The sequence below is a fragment of the Blautia sp. NSJ-140 genome (assembly GCF_022868965.1).
In the GTDB taxonomy this organism is placed as follows: domain Bacteria; phylum Bacillota; class Clostridia; order Lachnospirales; family Lachnospiraceae; genus Blautia_A.
On sequence record NZ_JALIFS010000003.1, the window covers coordinates 239,614 to 257,943 of the forward strand.

The 18,330-nt window shown below is 42.2% G+C and carries 17 protein-coding genes and 1 pseudogene; 5 read left to right on the forward strand and 13 right to left on the reverse strand.

From position 1 onward, the window contains the following. The first annotated feature begins 102 nt into the window (after positions 1 to 102). From MUB50_RS05465 to MUB50_RS05475, 3 genes are all read left to right on the forward strand, one after another. Positions 103 to 1,530 carry an AI-2E family transporter gene (locus MUB50_RS05465; RefSeq protein WP_138277544.1) on the forward strand — a complete coding sequence of 476 codons (1,428 nt, stop codon included), beginning with the start codon at positions 103 to 105 and terminating at the stop codon, positions 1,528 to 1,530. Continuing rightward, positions 1,527 to 1,976 carry a D-aminoacyl-tRNA deacylase gene (gene dtd, locus MUB50_RS05470; RefSeq protein WP_118515445.1) on the forward strand — a complete coding sequence of 150 codons (450 nt, stop codon included), beginning with the start codon at positions 1,527 to 1,529 and terminating at the stop codon, positions 1,974 to 1,976. The genes MUB50_RS05465 and dtd overlap by 4 nt, the downstream gene beginning before the upstream one ends. 134 nt (positions 1,977 to 2,110) lie before the next feature. After that, complete coding sequence (locus tag MUB50_RS05475) at positions 2,111 to 3,172, forward strand: tyrosine-type recombinase/integrase (RefSeq protein ID WP_118369250.1); 1,062 nt, start codon at positions 2,111 to 2,113, stop codon at positions 3,170 to 3,172. 197 nt (positions 3,173 to 3,369) lie between these two features. Here the strand turns inward: MUB50_RS05475 and MUB50_RS05480 are convergent, their stop codons facing one another. The 7 genes from MUB50_RS05480 to MUB50_RS05510 form a co-directional block, all read right to left on the reverse strand. After that, positions 3,370 to 3,627, reverse strand: coding sequence for a hypothetical protein (locus MUB50_RS05480; protein WP_059085862.1), 258 nt, complete (start codon positions 3,625 to 3,627; stop codon positions 3,370 to 3,372). 159 nt (positions 3,628 to 3,786) lie between these two features. Next, positions 3,787 to 4,617: a rhamnulose-1-phosphate aldolase gene (rhaD, locus tag MUB50_RS05485; protein ID WP_118624684.1), complete on the reverse strand. Its 831-nt coding sequence runs from the start codon at positions 4,615 to 4,617 to the stop codon at positions 3,787 to 3,789. 284 nt (positions 4,618 to 4,901) lie between these two features. Next, on the reverse strand, positions 4,902 to 5,774 hold the full coding sequence (locus tag MUB50_RS05490) for a DegV family protein (protein WP_118515451.1): 873 nt from the start codon (positions 5,772 to 5,774) through the stop codon (positions 4,902 to 4,904). Between the two features lie 23 nt (positions 5,775 to 5,797). After that, positions 5,798 to 6,439, reverse strand: a complete 642-nt coding sequence (locus tag MUB50_RS05495; protein WP_177272860.1) for a GNAT family N-acetyltransferase — start codon at positions 6,437 to 6,439, stop codon at positions 5,798 to 5,800. A 199-nt stretch (positions 6,440 to 6,638) separates the two neighbouring features. Next, the gene (locus MUB50_RS05500) at positions 6,639 to 7,649 is read right to left on the reverse strand and encodes a sensor histidine kinase (protein WP_118624680.1); all 1,011 of its coding nucleotides are present in this window, start codon (positions 7,647 to 7,649) and stop codon (positions 6,639 to 6,641) included. Next, entirely contained in the window at positions 7,646 to 8,317 is a 672-nt protein-coding gene (locus MUB50_RS05505; RefSeq protein ID WP_118515457.1) for a response regulator transcription factor, read from the reverse strand. Before MUB50_RS05505 ends, MUB50_RS05500 begins: the two co-directional genes overlap by 4 nt. A 10-nt stretch (positions 8,318 to 8,327) precedes the next feature. Continuing rightward, positions 8,328 to 9,656, reverse strand: coding sequence for a uracil-xanthine permease family protein (locus tag MUB50_RS05510; protein ID WP_118624678.1), 1,329 nt, complete (start codon positions 9,654 to 9,656; stop codon positions 8,328 to 8,330). A 303-nt stretch (positions 9,657 to 9,959) separates the two neighbouring features. Between MUB50_RS05510 and MUB50_RS05515 the strand changes: the two genes are divergently transcribed. After that, the gene (locus MUB50_RS05515; RefSeq protein WP_227752265.1) at positions 9,960 to 11,342 is read left to right on the forward strand and encodes a citrate/2-methylcitrate synthase; all 1,383 of its coding nucleotides are present in this window, start codon (positions 9,960 to 9,962) and stop codon (positions 11,340 to 11,342) included. A gap of 220 nt (positions 11,343 to 11,562) precedes the next feature. Here MUB50_RS05515 and MUB50_RS05525 read toward each other — a convergent pair. From MUB50_RS05525 to MUB50_RS05550, 6 genes and pseudogenes are all read right to left on the reverse strand, one after another. Continuing rightward, positions 11,563 to 13,316 (reverse strand): annotated as a pseudogene (locus MUB50_RS05525) (alpha-amylase family glycosyl hydrolase). A 175-nt stretch (positions 13,317 to 13,491) separates the two neighbouring features. After that, positions 13,492 to 13,722 (reverse strand): hypothetical protein, encoded by a 231-nt coding sequence (locus MUB50_RS05530; protein ID WP_015525138.1) that lies wholly within the window; start codon positions 13,720 to 13,722, stop codon positions 13,492 to 13,494. A gap of 75 nt (positions 13,723 to 13,797) precedes the next feature. Then, a complete protein-coding gene (locus MUB50_RS05535) occupies positions 13,798 to 15,030 on the reverse strand; it encodes an MYG1 family protein (protein WP_177272862.1) in 1,233 nt (410 codons plus the stop codon). Between the two features lie 167 nt (positions 15,031 to 15,197). Beyond that, entirely contained in the window at positions 15,198 to 15,617 is a 420-nt protein-coding gene (locus MUB50_RS05540) for a twitching motility protein PilT (RefSeq protein ID WP_177272863.1), read from the reverse strand. Between the two features lie 128 nt (positions 15,618 to 15,745). Next, positions 15,746 to 16,987, reverse strand: coding sequence for a DNA polymerase Y family protein (locus tag MUB50_RS05545; protein ID WP_118624674.1), 1,242 nt, complete (start codon positions 16,985 to 16,987; stop codon positions 15,746 to 15,748). Between the two features lie 42 nt (positions 16,988 to 17,029). Further along, on the reverse strand, positions 17,030 to 17,578 hold the full coding sequence (locus MUB50_RS05550; RefSeq protein WP_118624672.1) for a hypothetical protein: 549 nt from the start codon (positions 17,576 to 17,578) through the stop codon (positions 17,030 to 17,032). A 195-nt stretch (positions 17,579 to 17,773) separates the two neighbouring features. Between MUB50_RS05550 and MUB50_RS05555 the strand changes: the two genes are divergently transcribed. Beyond that, entirely contained in the window at positions 17,774 to 18,295 is a 522-nt protein-coding gene (locus tag MUB50_RS05555; RefSeq protein WP_173753640.1) for a hypothetical protein, read from the forward strand. The last annotated feature ends 35 nt before the right edge of the window (positions 18,296 to 18,330 follow it).

Here is an 18,330-nt window from a genome sequence, read left to right on the forward strand (position 1 = left end):
TGTTTCAGAATTATCCTATAAGTTATTAAAAGGAATGTTTATGTTTTTTTTAGACACAAACCAGAGATGCTATGTTATAATCACATGGTGGAGGAAATTACTATGAAAATTCGTTGGAACCATCGCTATGTGCAGTTAGGTGTGACTGCATTTCTGGTTATTGCTGCCAGTATTTTATTTTATTATGGGATTTTCCATATGAAATCTCTGATCACCGGAATTAAAACATTTTTCGGTATTATGGCGCCGATCATTTACGGAGCTGCCATAGCATATCTGCTAACTCCCATTGTTAATTTTCTGGAGCGGAAGATCATTTTTCCGATTTTTGAAAAAAGGAATAAAACACTTCAGAAAAAGGGGAGGAAAGTAGTACGCTGGATTTGTGTGATCCTTTCTGTATTTTTTATGTTTCTGGTCATTTATGCCCTTGTCATGATGATCCTTCCTCAATTGATTCGAAGCATCATGAATATTATCTACAGTTTTCCTCATTATGTAAGTGTAGTGGAAAAATGGTTAAACTCCGTCGTGGAAAAGGGATGGAAACTGAATCCGGATATGATCAGTCAGATCAATCAGTATTCCAGCAGATTACAGGAGTATTTGACAAATACGATCCTTCCCCAGATGCAGTTTATGATGAAAAATATATCTGCGAGCTTTCTGGATCTTCTTGTTTTTCTGAAGAATTTCCTTATTGGAGCGATCGTATCTCTTTATATATTGGCGGATAAAGAGGGGTTTATTGCCAAGGCAAAAATGGCGGTCTATGCAGCACTTCCAACCAAATGGGCAACTTTTCTTGTTCATTCCATGCGTTTTACGCATAAAACTTTTGGTGGATTTATCAGCGGAAAGATCCTGGATTCTGCAATTATTGGTGTATTGTGTTATGTTGGAACATCGATAATTGGAACTCCATATGCGATTCTGGTCAGTGTGATCGTCGGTGTTACAAATGTTATTCCGTTTTTCGGTCCATATCTGGGAGCAGTTCCATGTATTCTTCTTATTTTGCTGGTAGATCCCATTCAGAGTTTGTATTTCCTGATCTTTATTCTGATCCTTCAGCAGTTTGACGGAAATATTCTTGGACCAAAGATCCTGGGTGAGTCGACCGGACTGTCCAGCTTTATGGTTATTGTTGCAATCATGGTCGGTGGTGGTTTATTTGGAGTTCCGGGAATGATCGTTGGAGTTCCGGTATTTGCTGTGCTGAATGCTGCCGTATGGAAGCTGATCGGACGTAGTCTTGATGAAAAAGATATGTCTGCAGATGCTGAGTTTTATAGAGATATTGACTGTGTAGATCCTGTTTCCGGAAAGGTTCTGCCAATGCCGGTGAAAAAAAACGTATCAAAAGCACAGGAAGTTACAGTAAAAGCGGAAAAAAACAGAATCTGGTCCGGGGCTTGGGATGAAATTAAACGAATGTTTACATTTTTAGTTAAATTTATTCAGGCGAAATATGTAGGTTTTCGACTGAAGCAGAAAAACAGACGGAGACGGAGGAAGAACAGGTTATGAAGTTTGTAATTCAGCGTGTAAATCATGCAGAAGTCAAAGTAGACGGAGAAATTGTCGGAAAAATCGGAAAGGGTTTTCTTGTTCTGATCGGCGTTGGCCGAGAGGATACCAGGGAGGATGCAGATTGGTATCTGAAAAAGCTTCTGGGACTTCGTATTTTTGAGGATGAAAATGGAAAGACCAATTTGTCTCTGGCAGATGTAAACGGGGAATTGCTTTTGGTTTCACAGTTTACCTTATATGCAAACTGTCGTAAGGGAAACCGTCCAAGCTTTATAGAAGCTGGTGCACCGGATGAAGCAAATAAATTATATGAGTATATTATTTCGGAAGCCAGTAAACAGGTTCCGGTTGTGGAACATGGAATCTTTGGTGCAGATATGAAAGTATCTCTGGAAAATGACGGGCCGTTCACCGTTATTTTTGATGAAAATCTACGGAAGTAGCCGTTTACACTACCAATCTATTTGAAAAACTCGGGTTTGTCGTATAGATATAGATGGGTGCAAAACCACTTCTTTTAACAGGTGTTTCAGGTATTTCCTGCAAATTATGTAAATTTATATATTAAGGAGTTTTTATGGATAACAAAATTACTTACCACGAACAAAATGACATTGACAATACTTTAAAACTCCGTGAGGTTTTAAAAACGCTTCCGCCATTTTGCAGGGATTATTTCCGGGCTATTGATGCAACGACTACAACCAAGACCAGAATTTCCTATGCATATGATATTCGTATATTTTTTCAGTTTCTGTTAGATCAGAATCCAATGTTTAAAGACAAAAATATGTCGGATTTTACAGTTGATGTTCTGGATCAGATCAAAGCTGTTGATCTTGAGGAATATGAAGAATTTCTCAAAGTTTATAAATCCGCCGACTCTTCCAAAACGGAAACAAATGGTGAACGTGGCGTCAAACGAAAAATTTCTGCTTTAAGAAGTTTTTATGCTTACTATTATAAACATGAAATGATCACCACCAACCCGTCTGTTCTGATCGATGTGCCAAAGATCCATGAAAAGAATATTATTCGTCTGGATACAGATGAGGTTGCCATGCTGCTGGATTATATTGAGCATTGCGGAGATACGCTGACCGGGCAGAAACGGATGTACCACGAAAAAACGAAGGACAGAGATCTTGCTATTGTTACTCTCCTTCTTGGTACCGGGATCCGAGTATCCGAATGCGTCGGACTGGATGTTGAGGATGTAGATTTCAAAAACAATGGAATCAAAGTTACCCGGAAAGGTGGAAATGAAATGGTTGTATACTTTGGTCCTGAAGTAGAAAAAGCGTTGAAGAAATATCTGGAAGTCAGGGAGAATATTACACCTCTGGCAGGCCATGAGCACGCTCTCTTCTATTCTACCCAGCGTCGCCGGATCGGTGTTCAGGCTATCGAGAATCTGGTTAAAAAATATGCCAGAGAGATCACAACTACAAAAAAGATCACCCCGCATAAGCTTCGCAGCACCTATGGTACTGCCCTGTACCAGGAAACCGGTGATATTTACCTTGTAGCGGATGTTTTGGGACATAAGGATGTCAATACTACCAAGAAGCATTATGCGGCTCTGGATGATGCCAGACGGCGTCAGGCGGCCAAGGCAGTACGTCTTCGCGAGGACTGATATTTGGTATTGTTGGCATTGAGAAGCAGCTGTTTGGTAAAGAGCTATATAGTGAACCAGATGCTTTTATGTGCTTCCCTGTGTATGACATATAAAGATATAAAGAAATGGAGTTGATTTACATAATTATTATTACGTAAACCAACTCCCTCTTTTGTATTATATTCAATTTATATCCATACTCAAAACCGGTAGCATTATTTGTCAAAATCTGTCTCGAATACACCTTCCGGAGTACGCATGGTAAGAACACCCAGATTAAATTCACTGTCCATAATTGTGATATGATATTCAAAGATCACATCATCATCAAACTTGGAAAGCAGCACATAGCTTCCATTCTCTTTCCCATCGATCTGATCGCAGATGTCATCGTAAACTTCCTCTCCGGAAATCTTTCGCGGGTATCCGCTTGCCTTGATCTTCTCTTCGATCGCTTTATATAATTCTTCCATACCTTATCCATATCCTTTCTGATATTAATTTGCTGATAAACCAGATATGTTTTTATCATACCAGATTTATCAGCAAAAATCAGCAAATATTTGGTTGTTTCCGATAAAGTTTCAGATAGGAGTACAGTTATATGATATAAAACTGTGTAGCCGAAGAATTTATTTTTTCTCGTAGAGGAATTCTTCCGGCAGAGTTACTTTGAAATCCTTTGCAAGGGCGCGGAAGTCATTCGGTGTGATAGTCTGCAGCTTCTGTGGAGCCATAGATAAGATCTTAACCAGGATCTCTGCGGATTTTTCAACGGTATGAAGAAGTCCGAAGGTCAGGTCGAAATCTTCGCCTGAGCAGAACATACCATGATGCGCCCAGATAACAACATCATATTTTTTCATCAGTTCAGCGGTTTTGATCGCGATTTCTCTTCCGCCTGGAACCATCCATCCGATGACACCTACACCATCCGGGAATACTACCGGACACTCAGTTGCAGATTCCCAGAGTTCACGGGTAAATACCTTGTCATCCAGGGGAAGAACGAAGGTAAGTGCAATGGTATTGGTGGTATGTGCATGGTAAATAACACGATGTTTACCGTTGGTAAGTTTTTTCTTTACTTCATGGTTCATAAGATGTGTCGGAAGCTCGCTGGTCGGTCTTCCGCCTTCTACAAGACCCCAGCGGATACGGTAATTGGTTCCTGTCTCGTCAAGCTCAATGATCGCAAGACACACTTCCGGGTCAACGATGATATTACGGAAATATTTACCGCTTCCTGTTACCAGAAAAAATTCGCCTGCAAGTCCCGGAACTTCAACACCGATGGGGGTCCATTCTCCGGGTGCGTTCAGTCGTGGGCGGATCATTTCCACTTCTTCTGATTTCAGACGATAGCTTAAGTTTCCGCCGTTTCTTTCATGCCATCCCTGCTTATATCCATCATCTGCCATTTTGATAAAGCCCTGTACGAATTTAGACTCAAGAATTTTCATAATATATTCCCTCCGTGTTCTATGTGGTTTGTTGTTGAATTATAATTGTTTTAATATGGTTTCTTGTTGTTTGTGACTTTATTATATGACTGTTGATGTGGATTGTAAAGAGAAATTTGAAAAAAATATCAACAAATCCACATGTGAAGTATAAAAAACCATGTAAATATTCAACAAACCACATATGCGACAGATATAAAAGAACAGAGAACACAAGCGAGCAATGGTAATATTATGTGATTTAAATGTAGTTTAATGTTGTCTTATAAGGTATTGAGTCCTTTTTATAAAGGCATGCAGGAACATCCGATTCCCAGCCCATCCGGGCCAATATGGCAGGAAAGTCCAAGTGAAAGATCGTCACACATCACATCCATTCCCGGAAAGCTTTCCCGGATCTGTGAGATCCAGTCTGCGGTAACTTCCGCAGTACTGCTGGATGCAGCCATAAGATATACTTTTCCGGCATCATATTCTTTTTTGAAAGTTGTTTCCAATTCTCTGTGCATAGCATCGATCATGGCTTTTCTTGATTTTTTCATGCCTCTGCATTTCTGGAAAACATCCAGTTTACCGGTCCCAAATTTCATAACCGGTTTGATATTGAGAAGACTTGCGGCCAGTGCTGTGGTGGTATTGATACGGCCTCCCTTTTTCAGATATTCCAGTGTGCTTAATCCGACATAGATCACGGTTTTTTCACGGGAAGCTTCCAGAATATCCTTGATCTGCTGTGCTGTATATCCATCTTCCACCAGGTCTATCGCATCCAGAATGGAACGGTGAAGGGGTGTGGAAACACGCCCGTTATTTACCACAAACACCTTGTTTTCGTATTTTGGTTCCTGAGACAAGGCGGCAGCAGTCATGCAGGAACCGCTTAAACTACTGCTCAACGGAATGTAGAGGATCTGATCATAGGATAAAAGCATTTCGTCCCACATTTCCATAACTTCCTGTGGGGAAGGCTGTGAAGTTGAAACATCTGCTCCTTCACGTAGCTTTTCATAAAATCCTTTTCTGGAAAAATCCAGGTCTTCATGAAACAGTTCTCCATTCAGATAAAAAGGCATAGGAAGGACATGAATATCCAGTTCCTCTGCTTCTTGTTTTAAAATGCCACTGTGGCTGTCAGCCATGATTCCAATTTTTTTCATTTTCCATTTATCTCCTGCGTAATTCATGAATGTGTTTCGCAATGCGGTTCTTTTTTATAAAGAGCTACACTTTCCCGGAAACGTTTTTTGTTCAGCTCCCGCATCTGAGAAACCTCGTTTTTCTTTACGAAACCATGACTTTCCATAAATGTTCTTTGATCCAGCTGGTCCATATATATGGAATAATCCGTATCCTTCTCTGTTGAAATCTGTTTGAGAAGCCCGGTACCGATTCCGTTTCTGCGGTAATCTTTGCTTACATAAAGAAAGAGGATATTTCCGGGAGTCGGTTTCTCCGGGGAAACAGTCAATTGTTTTTTCATATCCTGAAGTTTGTTAAAATGCTCCAGATTCTTCCTGCCTTCCTTAGTAAATTTCAGGCGCAGGAAATGATAGCCTTTTTTCATACGGAAAACCGGGGCAAAATGGCCATGAGAGTCTTTACCGGTAATGAGCACCCCAACTACCTGATCACGGTAGGTTGCCACGGTAACGCTATCTCTGTATATCATATAGGTGTAAAAGAAAAGTCTGGTCAGACGTTTTTCGGTATGTGTTTCTTCAAACTCCCAGCGGTCTTTATAGTTTCTTCGGATAAATTCCCGGATCATTGAAAAATCTTCCTTTTCTGCTTTCCGGTAGGCAGGTGCTTTTTTTAATAACATATTCCATATCTCCTGTATTTTTTCATAAATAACTATTCTATACTTTAAAAGATGATCTGCAACTTAACATCAACTGTTTCTCAACAATTGTTGAAGTTTATGAAAAAGTTTATATAAAATAAAAAACAACGGAAGAACCTCATGAAAAATAAGGTGTCCGCTGTTTTTTGGGTTTATGGATATGTGTAAAGTATTTGTTTTACAGTATAACAGTAAAACGACAGCCGCTTCCGGGAATATTTTCCACGGAAACGGTTCCCTTGCACAGGTTCAGGATCTGTTTTACAAGGGCAAGTCCAAGACCGTTTCCTTCCTGTTTATGGGAACTGTCGCCCTGGTAAAATTTGTCAAAAATATGTTTCATGGAGTATTCACTGATCTGGGGGCCTTCGTTTTCTATGGAAAAACGGATCTTTTCTCCTTCCGGCATCATCCGGATATAGATCGTACCACCACAGGGACTGAATTTGATAGCATTGGAAATCAGATTGTCCCATACATGACAGATGAGATTTTCGTTTCCAAGATACTCCACATCCATCATGTCCACATCAAATTCAATTTCTTTTTCTGACCATTTCGGTTCCATCATAACAATGGATTGTCGGATCTGTTCATCCAGACGGTACCAATTCTGACGGGTCTGGATCGACTGGTGTTCGATTTTGGACAGCAGCAGGATATTTCCTGCCAGGTGGGAAAGCCTTCTGGTGTTAAAAAGGATTTTGTTGATGTACTGCTCCTGCTCTTCTGATATAGGCATGTCATCATCCTGCAGCAGAGTTGCATAACCCTCGATGGCACTGATGGGAGTTTTAAATTCGTGGGAAACATTGGAAACAAAGTCTGTCTGCAGAATCTCCGTTGCTTCCAGTTCCTGGACCATCAGATTGAAATTAGAATAAATATCCCGGATTTCCTTCATTTGCTTTTCAGTTTCCAGTCGGACGGAAAAATCGCCTTCTGCAACCTGTTGCATGGCTTTTTTCAGCTTTAGTACAGGCCCGAAATACCGGATACTGAGGAAGTTGTTAAGGACACCCCCTGCGGCCACGCTGGCCAGGATAATCCATACGATGTTCGGAACGTCTGAAATATGCAGCACATCCATAACGAGCCAGGATATCAGAGATACACAGACAAGCTCCGACATGATCATAAAGATAAAACGTAAACGAATGCTTAAATTTATGAAGGGTTTCTTTTTCATGCCTTTATCACCTTATATCCGACTCCACGGATCGTCATGATCTTAAAATCCGGATTATCGCGGAAGCGTTCCCGAAGCCTTCCGATGTGGACATCTACTGTGTGGGCATCACTTGCGGAATCATATCCCCAGATATCGTCCATAAGCTGTTGCCGGGTAAAGATTTTTCCCGGAAAGGAAACCATCTTATATAAGAGCATGAATTCTTTCTGAGGAAGTACCATACTTTCCGAGGAGGTGGATACCGTCAGGGAATCGCACTCCAAAATGGTATCTCCGATTCGCTGTTTCCGCTCATTGATCATCTGTGCTCTGCGGAGAAGTGCACCTACCCGCAAAACCAGTTCATTGATATTGACCGGTTTCACCATATAATCATCGGTACCGGACAGAAATCCCATACGCATATCATCAAAAGCATCTTTGGCAGTGACCATAAGTACAGGAATGGAATCTCCGGCATCTCTGAGTGAGCGGACCAGTTCATAGCCATCCATATTGGGCATCATTATGTCTGAAATGATCAGATCGTAGTAATCTTTTTCCAGGGCATCCAGCGCTTCCTGCCCGTCAGAGACCCCTTTTACTGTATAACCGTTTTTTAAGAGGACATGCTGGAAAAGCTGGCGGAGTTCCCGGTCATCTTCCGCAATGAGAATTTTAAACATTTTTACATTCCTATTCCTTGATTTTTTCAATGTCCATGTTTTCAGGCAGGATACAGCTTAAAACAATGGAGATGATAAATACAACAGCAACTACATTTTGCGCAAAAACGGACTGTATGATCGACGGGAAAATATTCCAGATCCCGCTCTCGCTTGCTGTGGTGAATCCGATTCCGACAGCAAGAGAAAGAGAAACAATAGTGATATTTCTCTGTGAAAAACCGCAGGAAGCGATCATCTGTACACCGGATGTCAGGATAGAACCAAACATCATAATGGTACATCCGCCGACAACAGAATCCGGAAGTGAGGCGAAAAAGTTTCCGATAGGCGGCAGCAGTCCGGCCAGGATCATACATACAGCTCCTGTCATAATGGTAAAACGGTTTACAACCTTTGTCATGGCAACTAGTCCTACATTCTGTGAGAAGGATGTTACCGGAGGACATCCGAACAGAGAAGAGATTGTGGAGGCATAACCATCACAGGCGAGAGAACCGGAAATTTCTTTTCCGGCGATCTCACGGTCCAGTCCGGAGGAAACCAGTGCAGAGGTATCACCGATGGTCTCTGCCGCAGATACCAGGAAGATAATGCAGGTGGAAACAATGGCTCCTGCATGGAATTCAGGTTTTACGGGAAGTAGGTGAGGCAGAGAGATAAGGCCACCGGATAAGATAGAACCAAGATCGACTTTTCCCATAAAGATGGCAATTATGTATCCTACTATCAGTCCAGCCAGTACAGATAACTGTTTTAAATACCCTTTGCTGAGGATATTCCAGAGAAGGCACACTGCAAGTGTAATGGTACCAAGAAGAAGGTTTCGGGCAGAACCGAAGTCTTCGCTATAGCCGCCGCCAAAGGATCTTGCGCCTACAGTAAACAGTGAAAATCCAATAGAAGTTACGACAGAAGCTGCTACAACCGGTGTAATGATCTTACGCCAGTATTTTGCAAGAAGACCAAGAGTTCCCTCCATGATACCGCCGATCATAACCGCACCGATCACGGCAGGATAGCCGTAATTAGCTGCAACAGTGCTTAAAACGGTGACAAAGGTAAAGCTGACTCCCATTACCACCGGAAGTCTGGAACCAATCTTCCATAATGGATACAGCTGTATCAGAGTAGCAATTCCCGCCACAAACATAGCATTTTGAAGCAGAATTGCGATCTGGGCCTGGGTAAGAGCCGGCTGAGCTGAGGCTGCGATCAGCGTGATCGGTGTCAGATTTGAAACAAACATGGCAAGGATGTGCTGAAGCCCAAAAGGAATCGCTTTGGCAATGGGAACGGTTCCATCCAGCCGGTAAATGTTGTTGATGCTGCTTTGCATTTCTTTTTAATTCTCCCTTCTACTATTATAAGAAAAGCCACAGAACAATCATAACACAGGTTCGGTATGGAAACCAGACAGATTTTGGTGAATAAATTTACTAATAGATGAAATAGGTCAGATTATGAATATTTATACACGAAAAAAAGAAATACCCTCTTGCATTTTCGGAGCTTTTACTGTAGAATTATTAACCAGGTGAACACAAATGTATGCCATACCCGAACACTGATTACAAAGATGTAACCAATCTTAACTGTATCAGTGTTTTTTAATATACAATGGGGAAACGAGGAAAAAATTATGGAAAAAAAGCATGAAATGATGAGTCTGGAGGACTCCGAACAGCTGAAAGGCAGAATGAAATTCTTTGAAAAGGAACTGGTAGAGAATCATCACATCGATCCCAACCTTTATGTGGAATACGATGTAAAAAGAGGACTTCGTGATTCCGCAGGTAAAGGTGTTCTCACAGGGCTTACTGAGATTTCCGATGTTACCGGCTATAAGCTGGTCAATGGCAGACGTATTCCTGCAGACGGTGCACTGTATTACCGGGGAATCAATGTGCAGGATATCGTAAACGGATTGAAGGACAGACGTTTTGGCTTTGAGGAGACGATCTATCTTCTGATTTTCGGTAAGCTTCCCAGCAAGGAAGAGCTTTCCAGATTCCTTGAGCTTCTTTCTGACATGGAGGATCTGGGAGGACGTTTTGTCCGTGACGTTGTCATGAAGGGAACCAATGCCAATATTATGAATGCTATGGAGCGCTGCGTACTTGCTCTCTATACATATGATGATAACCCGGAAGATATTTCTGTGGAGAATGTACTCCGCCAGTCTCTGGAACTGATCGCCAAGCTTCCTGAGATCGCGGTTTACTCCTACCATGCATATCGTCATTTCCGTAAAGATGAGACACTTTTTATCCGCAATCCGCAGAAGGGGCTTTCACTTGCCGAGAATATCCTTCTGATGCTTCGTCCGGACGGCAAATATACAGAGCTTGAGGCCAAGGTTCTTGATATCGCACTTGTACTTCATGCAGAGCACGGTGGTGGTAATAACTCTACTTTTACCACACATGTAGTAACATCTTCCGGAACAGACAGCTACTCTTCTACCTCTGCATCCATCGGTTCACTGAAGGGACCGCGTCATGGTGGCGCCAACCTGAAGGTCCAGAACATGTTTACAGATCTGAAGACCAATGTAAAGGACTGGGAAAGTGATGAGGAGATCACAGCATATCTGCAGAAAATACTGAATAAAGAAGCATTTGATCATGCAGGTCTGATCTATGGTATGGGACATGCAGTTTATACACTCTCCGATCCGCGAGAAGTGATCCTGAAGCGTTTTGCACAGGCTCTTGCAGAGGAAAAAGGAATGATGGAGGAATTTAAGCTCTATGATAAGGTTGAGAGTATTGCCGGAAAGCTGATCATGGAACACAGAAGGCTGTTCAAAAATGTTTGCGCAAATGTTGACTTCTACAGTGGTTTCGTTTACTCAATGCTTGGTATTCCGGAAGAACTTTTTACTCCGATCTTTGCCATCGCACGTATGCCTGGCTGGAGTGCACATCGTCTGGAAGAACTGATCAGTGCCAATAAGATCATCCGTCCTGCTTATAAGTATGTGGGGCATCATGCAGATTTTGTACCTTTTGATGAGAGATAATAAACAGAATGATAAAAGCAGTGGGGATTTCTGGCCTGTTTAAGGTAGAAATCTCTGCTGTTTTTTTATTCTCTTAAATTACAGAATAACAGGATCATAACTTTACATAATATATATTATGTGAAATAAATATCTTTTTTCACAAAAAAACAAGGCTTACCGCATAAGATATGATCGGATTGCCTTGTTTTTTATGGAATCTTACTTTATTATTTTTTTCCTATCGGAAGCTCTTCAGCCAGTTGACAAGTGAATCATGCCAGATGTTGTCGTATACGGTCTTTTTCATCTGGTCGTCTACAGGACCGTTTCCTGCCATTTTTGCAAGGATAGCAGCCTGAAGTTCGCCTACTGTCATTTCTTCCGGTGTTTTGTTTTGTGCGGATTTGGTGCAGCGGCCGTTTCCTGCAGATTGGAAGACTCTGCTTCAGGAGTTGACGGAACATCCGCCGGGTTTGCTGTATTGTCAGAAGCTTTATCTGTATTTTCAGCGTTTGAAGCTTCTTTTTCCGGGGCAGCTTCTGTTACAGTGTTGTTTTCAGCCTCCTGCTCCTCTTCTGCCTCAGATGCAGCGTCTTCGTTCTCTTTTGCTGCAGCAGTTTCCGGAACATCAGTCTGAACCGGTTTGTATTCCGGCATATCTCCTGCAGGAATCCAGATCTCACCGCTGTTTGCTGCAACACGGACACGGATCCGTCCGCTCTGTGCGGAAACCTTTTGACCTGTGAGAGCACCTACGTATTCCGGTGCACTTCCAGTTGGAAGGTTCATCTCTGCATCACTGTCATCATTATTCACAGTAACGATCACTCGTATGCCTTCCAGATCTCTTGCAAAGGCAAACTGACGGTTTGTAAGAGCCAGTTCTGCGTAGGAACCGTAGCTTAATGCAGGAGTTCCCTGGCGGACCTTTCCGAGGGCTGCGATCAGTGCAGTACATGGGTTCTTTGTTGCAGCATCCGCATAATCGTTAAGATCAAGTGCCGGACGTAAGCTGGCATCGGAAAATTTTTCTTTTTTTCCGTCAATACCGAATTCTGAGCCGTAATAAATGCTTGGAACGCCAGGTAAAGTATAAAGAAGTACATGTACAGGAGCAAAATGTGCTTTGTTCTGCAATTTGGTATGAATTCGCTCTACGTCATGGTTGTCCACGAAATTGTAGAGGTCAAGATCTCCCATATTCTGAAGATATTTTACTGTATGAGCGATTTCAAAATAGTTGTGGTCATTATGTCCGCTGTAAAGTGCTTTGTGAAGGGCATAGTTGGTTACACTGTGGAGAGTCTGCCCGTTTACCCAGCGGCTGTAATCTCCGTGAATAACCTCTCCCATAAGCCAGAAATCTTTCTTGACCTCGTCTGCGGTATGGCGGAGAATCCGCATAAAATCAAAATCCAGTACATCAGCGGCATCCAGGCGGATTCCGTCAATATCAAATTCGGAAACCCAGAAACGGATCACATCACAGATATAGTTCTGTACTTCCGGATTGCGCTGGTTCAGTTTTACAAGAAGATTGTATCCACCCCAGTTTTCATAGGAAAAACCGTCATTATATTCGGTATTTCCGCCGAAATTTACATTACAGTACCAGTTAACGTAAGGGGAATGCTCACGGTTTTTCTGGATATCCTTAAAAGCGAAGAAATCACGGCCTGTATGGTTGAATACACCATCAAAGATCACACGGATGCCTTTTTCATGGCAGGCTTTTACAAAATTGGTGAGATCTTCATTGGTTCCGAGACGGGAATCCAGTTTTTTGTAATCGGTTGTCTCGTAGCCATGTCCGACACTTTCAAAAAGCGGCCCTATATATAAGGCAGTACATCCGATCTCTTTGATGTGGTTGATCCACGGCAGCAGTGTGTTCAGTCGATGTACAGGAGTTCCGTAATCATTTTCTTTTGGAGCGCCTGTAAGTCCAAGTGGATAAATATGGTAGAAGATTGCTTCGTTGTACCAGCTCATAATATTACACCTCTGTTCTAAAAATTTATAATTTCCTGATAATTAGGGAAATTACACAAATATCTTCTCTATAATACCAGATTCCTATAATATAATCCAGAATAAATCAGCCAGTTTTTCAGCGAAAAATCCGGCAGATTGCTAATTGCCGGATTTTATCTGATGGATACTATGTTTATTCGTCAAATTCTGCAGTAACTATAAAGCCGCGTGGCGTATGCTCAATGCTTTTGATGATTCCCTCTTTGGATCTGATGCGGTCTGCGTTTCTGTAGCAGCCGGACATGGCTACTGCAGGCTCAATGATATAGCTGTAGTTAGTGGCAGAGAGAAATTCGGAGATTTTTACTTTATCTCCCACCTGGATCAGCCCCTGTCTTTCCATTTTAAATTTTTCTTCTCGCATAAATATGCCTTCTTTCTGTATAAATACGCAGTGCGAATATATCTGTAAATACAATTAATTACACGTTTAAGATCTTTAAGAACCGGATGGGATCCGTACCAGAAGCTTCTGTCCGTCTTTTTCTACTGCTGTAAGAACGGGAATATGTTTTTTTCGCAGAGCATGAACGATGGGATACAGGGAAAACATGGCATTATCTGCAAAAACTGCTTCTGGTTTGCAACTGAGGATTTCTTTAATCCTGTCTTTTATAAAGCTTTTCCATTCTGCCTTTTCCATGGAGAGTTCTCCATAGATCCCGTTCAGAGTCAGCTCCGGTAACCGGGGAACCGGCAGATGTACGATCCTGGCAGAAGAAAGATCCGGAAGCTTTTGAAGCAGTATGTCTGTTTCTTTATTTCCGCCAAGGCTTACGATCACAGCTTCTTCATGGAAGGCGGCAAGGCTGCTCCTGCAGGCAAGAACAGAATCCTCAAGGGTTCCGCATATCATGAGAAATCCTCCTTTATGACAAAAAGCTGCACTTTTAAGACCGGTTACCAAAGACAACTCCTCGCCTTCCAGGCCCAGCCAGGAAGAAGGAAAACTGCATTTGTAATTCATGGAATATTCTTTTTTCTGTGGCTGGATACAGTAACCGCCCCGGTTGGACGGAAAGATCACAAAAGCAATGTTGGTTTCCGAAAGGCGCTTTTGGCAGGGAATAAATTCCGGAAGTATAAGGATATTGGTATTTTCTGCCGGGGTATCGCCCGAAGCGAGGGAAGCAGCATGTTCTGTAAGAATTTCTTCCACCCGTCTGTCTGCACGTTCGTTTCCAAGGTAACGCTCGAATTTATTTTCCAGGATCATGCCTGCCACACTGACTGCCTGAAAAAAGGCTTCGTCATTGTTGCTTTTGGAATCCCATCCCGGGTTGAAATTGCCGATCAGTGTGGCAAGTTCATTTTTTTCACCGGTATTATCATTGATATCCAGAGGCTGGACAAAAGATTCATCAAATTTTAGTGCCAGCTCCTCACCTAGGATTTCCGGTCCAAGCTTCTCCCAGAGAAGGCCGAAGGCCGCATATGGGACGCCATTATCGCGAATACGGCTGTCTTTCTGATGATGATCATACTGTCCTCTGCCAATATCAAAAACAAGACCTTCATAGTTTTCAGGAACCTGGTTTCCACGTGTGATGGTGATCTCGGGATTCAGATATAAAAGCAGTGCGGCGGAAAAAACATCGTCTGCGTGAAATTTTCCGCTGTGGGTGAATGCGGATGCATTTTTCTGTTTGATTTTTTCCAGTAAATGATTCATATGAAACGCTCCTGTGTGTTTATTCTGCTCTTCAGTATACCACAGAAATGAAGAATAAACAAAGTCCTCTACAGTTAAAAAGGAATCCGTCCTGAAGACAGATTCCTTTAAAAATTTACGTTCTTTTATGCTTTATGTACAAAATAGGACGTTCATATTCAATTTTATTATAATGCGCAGATAATTTTATCCTGATATGCTTCCGGAACTTCTTCTTTATCCAGAGACATACTGATAATAAAGGAAACTTTGAAGGTTTTACCGATGGCACTTAACTGATCCAGTGTTTCGGTTGCGTCCTTTCCTTCAAGCTTGGCTGTTGTAAGGAAGCTGTCCAGATATATCTGCTCCAGATCATGATCCTGAGAGAGGATACCACAGATAAATCCTACAAATTCGTCCCCATTCTTAACCGGAAATCCGGAAACATCGATAAGGCGGACCTTGTTGTTCAGCTCATACATGTGCTTAGTACTCTTGTCTAAGTAAACAATACTGCCGTTGGCGTCTTTAACAGCTCCGTTTACTTTGTCTAACAGTACTTTTGTTTTTCCTTTGCCTTTCTTTCCTACGATCAGTTCAACCATCCTGTTTTCCTCCTTAGACACATATAATAATTTTGAATAAAATTGCTATTGATATGCTTCAAATTATAGTGCATTATGAATAAAATTGCAAGGGTTTTTTGAAAAAATCTGGTAATTTTAATCAGGTCTTACTGCTCTCTTTCATTTTCCATCTGTGCTTTTGCTTTCCTTCCGATCCGGGCAGTGCTGTTCATGATACTGGCCCGGGTAACCTTGTCGTTTCCGTACTTCAGACGGATTGAATCCAGTGCGGCATCCAGTTTCTGCTGGCGTTCCTTCCTGTGAGTATCCTCAAAAAAGGAAAGCTGTTCAAAGGAATCATCCGTAAGACCGGTCAGTGATACTCCCAGGAGCCGGAGTGGCTGTTTCATCCAGGATTCCTGAAAGAGATTTTGGGCATTTCTGTAAATCTCTTCTGTGATGTCGGTGGCATTTGGCAGTTTAGTCTGATGAGATTTGTTTTGAAAATCCAGGGTACGGAAGGTTACAGAAATGCAGGTGCATTTTTTCTTTTTGCGGCGCATGCGGGCAGCCAGAATATCGCATTGTTCCAACAGGATCGGAAGTGCCTGCTCCAGGGAGACAAGATCATCGTTAAAGGTAGTTTCCAGACTGAATCCTTTTGCTTCATCAGGTTTTGCTTTCACAGGGGAGTCATCCAGGCCACGGGCATACTGATATAACTGCTGTCCTGCCTTTTCACCGAGAAGTGCCTGTATTTTTGCTTTTTTTTCATGAGCCAGATCTCCGATGGTTCTGATTCCTGTATCCTGCAGCTTTTTTTCGGAGGATCTGCCAAGAAAAAGGAGTTCTCTCACTGGAAGAGGCCACATTTTTACAGGGATTTCTTCCGGAAATAAAGTATGCACTTTATCTGGCTTTTCGAAATCAGAGGCCATTTTGGCAAGAAGTTTATTGGTGGAGATGCCGATATTTACGGTAAAGCCGAGTTCTGTACGGATCTTATCCTTCAGTTCATGGGCAGTTGCCACCGGATCCGGGTAAATATAGGAGGTTCCGGTCATATCCAGAAAAACCTCATCAATGGAAAAGGATTCCATTACCGGTGCATAGGACGCACAGATTTTTTTGAAGGCTCTGGAACATTTATCGTATAATTCAAAGTCAGATGGAACGGCCACAAGATTCGGACATTTGCGAAAAGCCATAGCCATGGGCTCTCCTGTCTGAATCCCGTATTTTTTTGCGGGAATGGACTTGGCGACAACGATGCCGGTACGTTTACTGGGGTCTCCGCCAATACAGGAAGGGATGTCTCTCAGATCCGGAAGTCCCATCTTTACTCTTTTTGCTGCCTCCCAGGAAAGAAAAGCACTGTTTACATCAACATGAAAAATCAATCGTTCCATATAGGGTTCTTCTTTCAATTGTATAAAGTTTGTCTGTTATATCTATTTACAGATTTTTACAGACAACTGGTTAAAAAGGTTCCGATATTCCTCTTCCACCTGTGAAAAAGGGTATTGCCGGTATTGGATCGGAACATGGACAACCGGTTTTGGAGTGTCCGGTGTTTCATTCAGAAGATATTTCAGGTCATACCAGAGCAGGTCATTGTCGATCTCCTTCAGCTTCTGTTCTTCTATGGCAGAAAGTCCGGATCCTAGATATTTCTGATAGATAATGTTTAAAAGAGCTTCCTCCTGTTTCCGATACTCAGGAAGACTTTTCTTAAATGGTCTTGGAACATCGGACATATAACATTCGCTGGCATCGTGAAGAAGAGCCGCCAGTATAAGACGGCCGGAATAGCCGCGTGCCTCGGCTTCTTTGGCACAGAGGATGCAGTGCTGCCCTACGGAGAAAAAAGTCCGTACATGGCCATTTCCGCGGCATAGAAGAGAAAGCGCGTGTGCAATGTCCTCAATGCAGATCAGCTCTTCGGCCGGATGTGTCGGATCAAAGTGTTTTCCAGTGTATGTGGTAATGCAGTCGCCCATAAAATGTTACGCCTTTCTTTAAGCTTATGAATAAATATGATTATTTATTATAAACATCCAGAGAAAGTGTGTCTATATGATCGTGAAATAAATTCCGGGAACTGTTACAGAAAAACAAAAGAAATACAAGGCTGTTTTACAAATATGAGTGATTCTGTGCTATAATACAAAAAAACGACAGGGAGATCATCAGCGATGAAACATATGGAAGAAATGAAGATTGCCGGATTAGCCATGGCATTATGTATCGTGATGCTGGGAATCTATATTGTCGTCCCAAAGGATGGAACGGTTTCTCGTCTTACTGCTATTCCGGATAATAATGCGGCGGAGCCTGTTACAGATTCTACATCAGAGGGAACTTCTGATGCGGATTTTCCAATCTATACAGAGGACAGCTACAGCAGTGGGTCCGAGAGTTCGTATTCTTATGACGATACTGGGGACGGAGATTCCTATACGGAAGAGCCGACTTATGATCCAGGTGATAATTCTTACGATGGCAATACTGATAGTGAAGCGAATGGAGCAGATACCTCGGATACTTCAGATACATCTTCAGATGGAACCGGCGAAGGCGCAGGTAATTATGAAGATCCGGACAGTGGCTCCGGTGAAGTGGTCAATGACAATGATTACAGTGGTACTTCGGATACGGATCTTGATAGCAGTGAGCCCGAAGATACCGGCAGTGATGGCACAGTAGAAATTAACTGAATGTAAAAAAAGAATAAAAAAGCAAATCTGCGAAA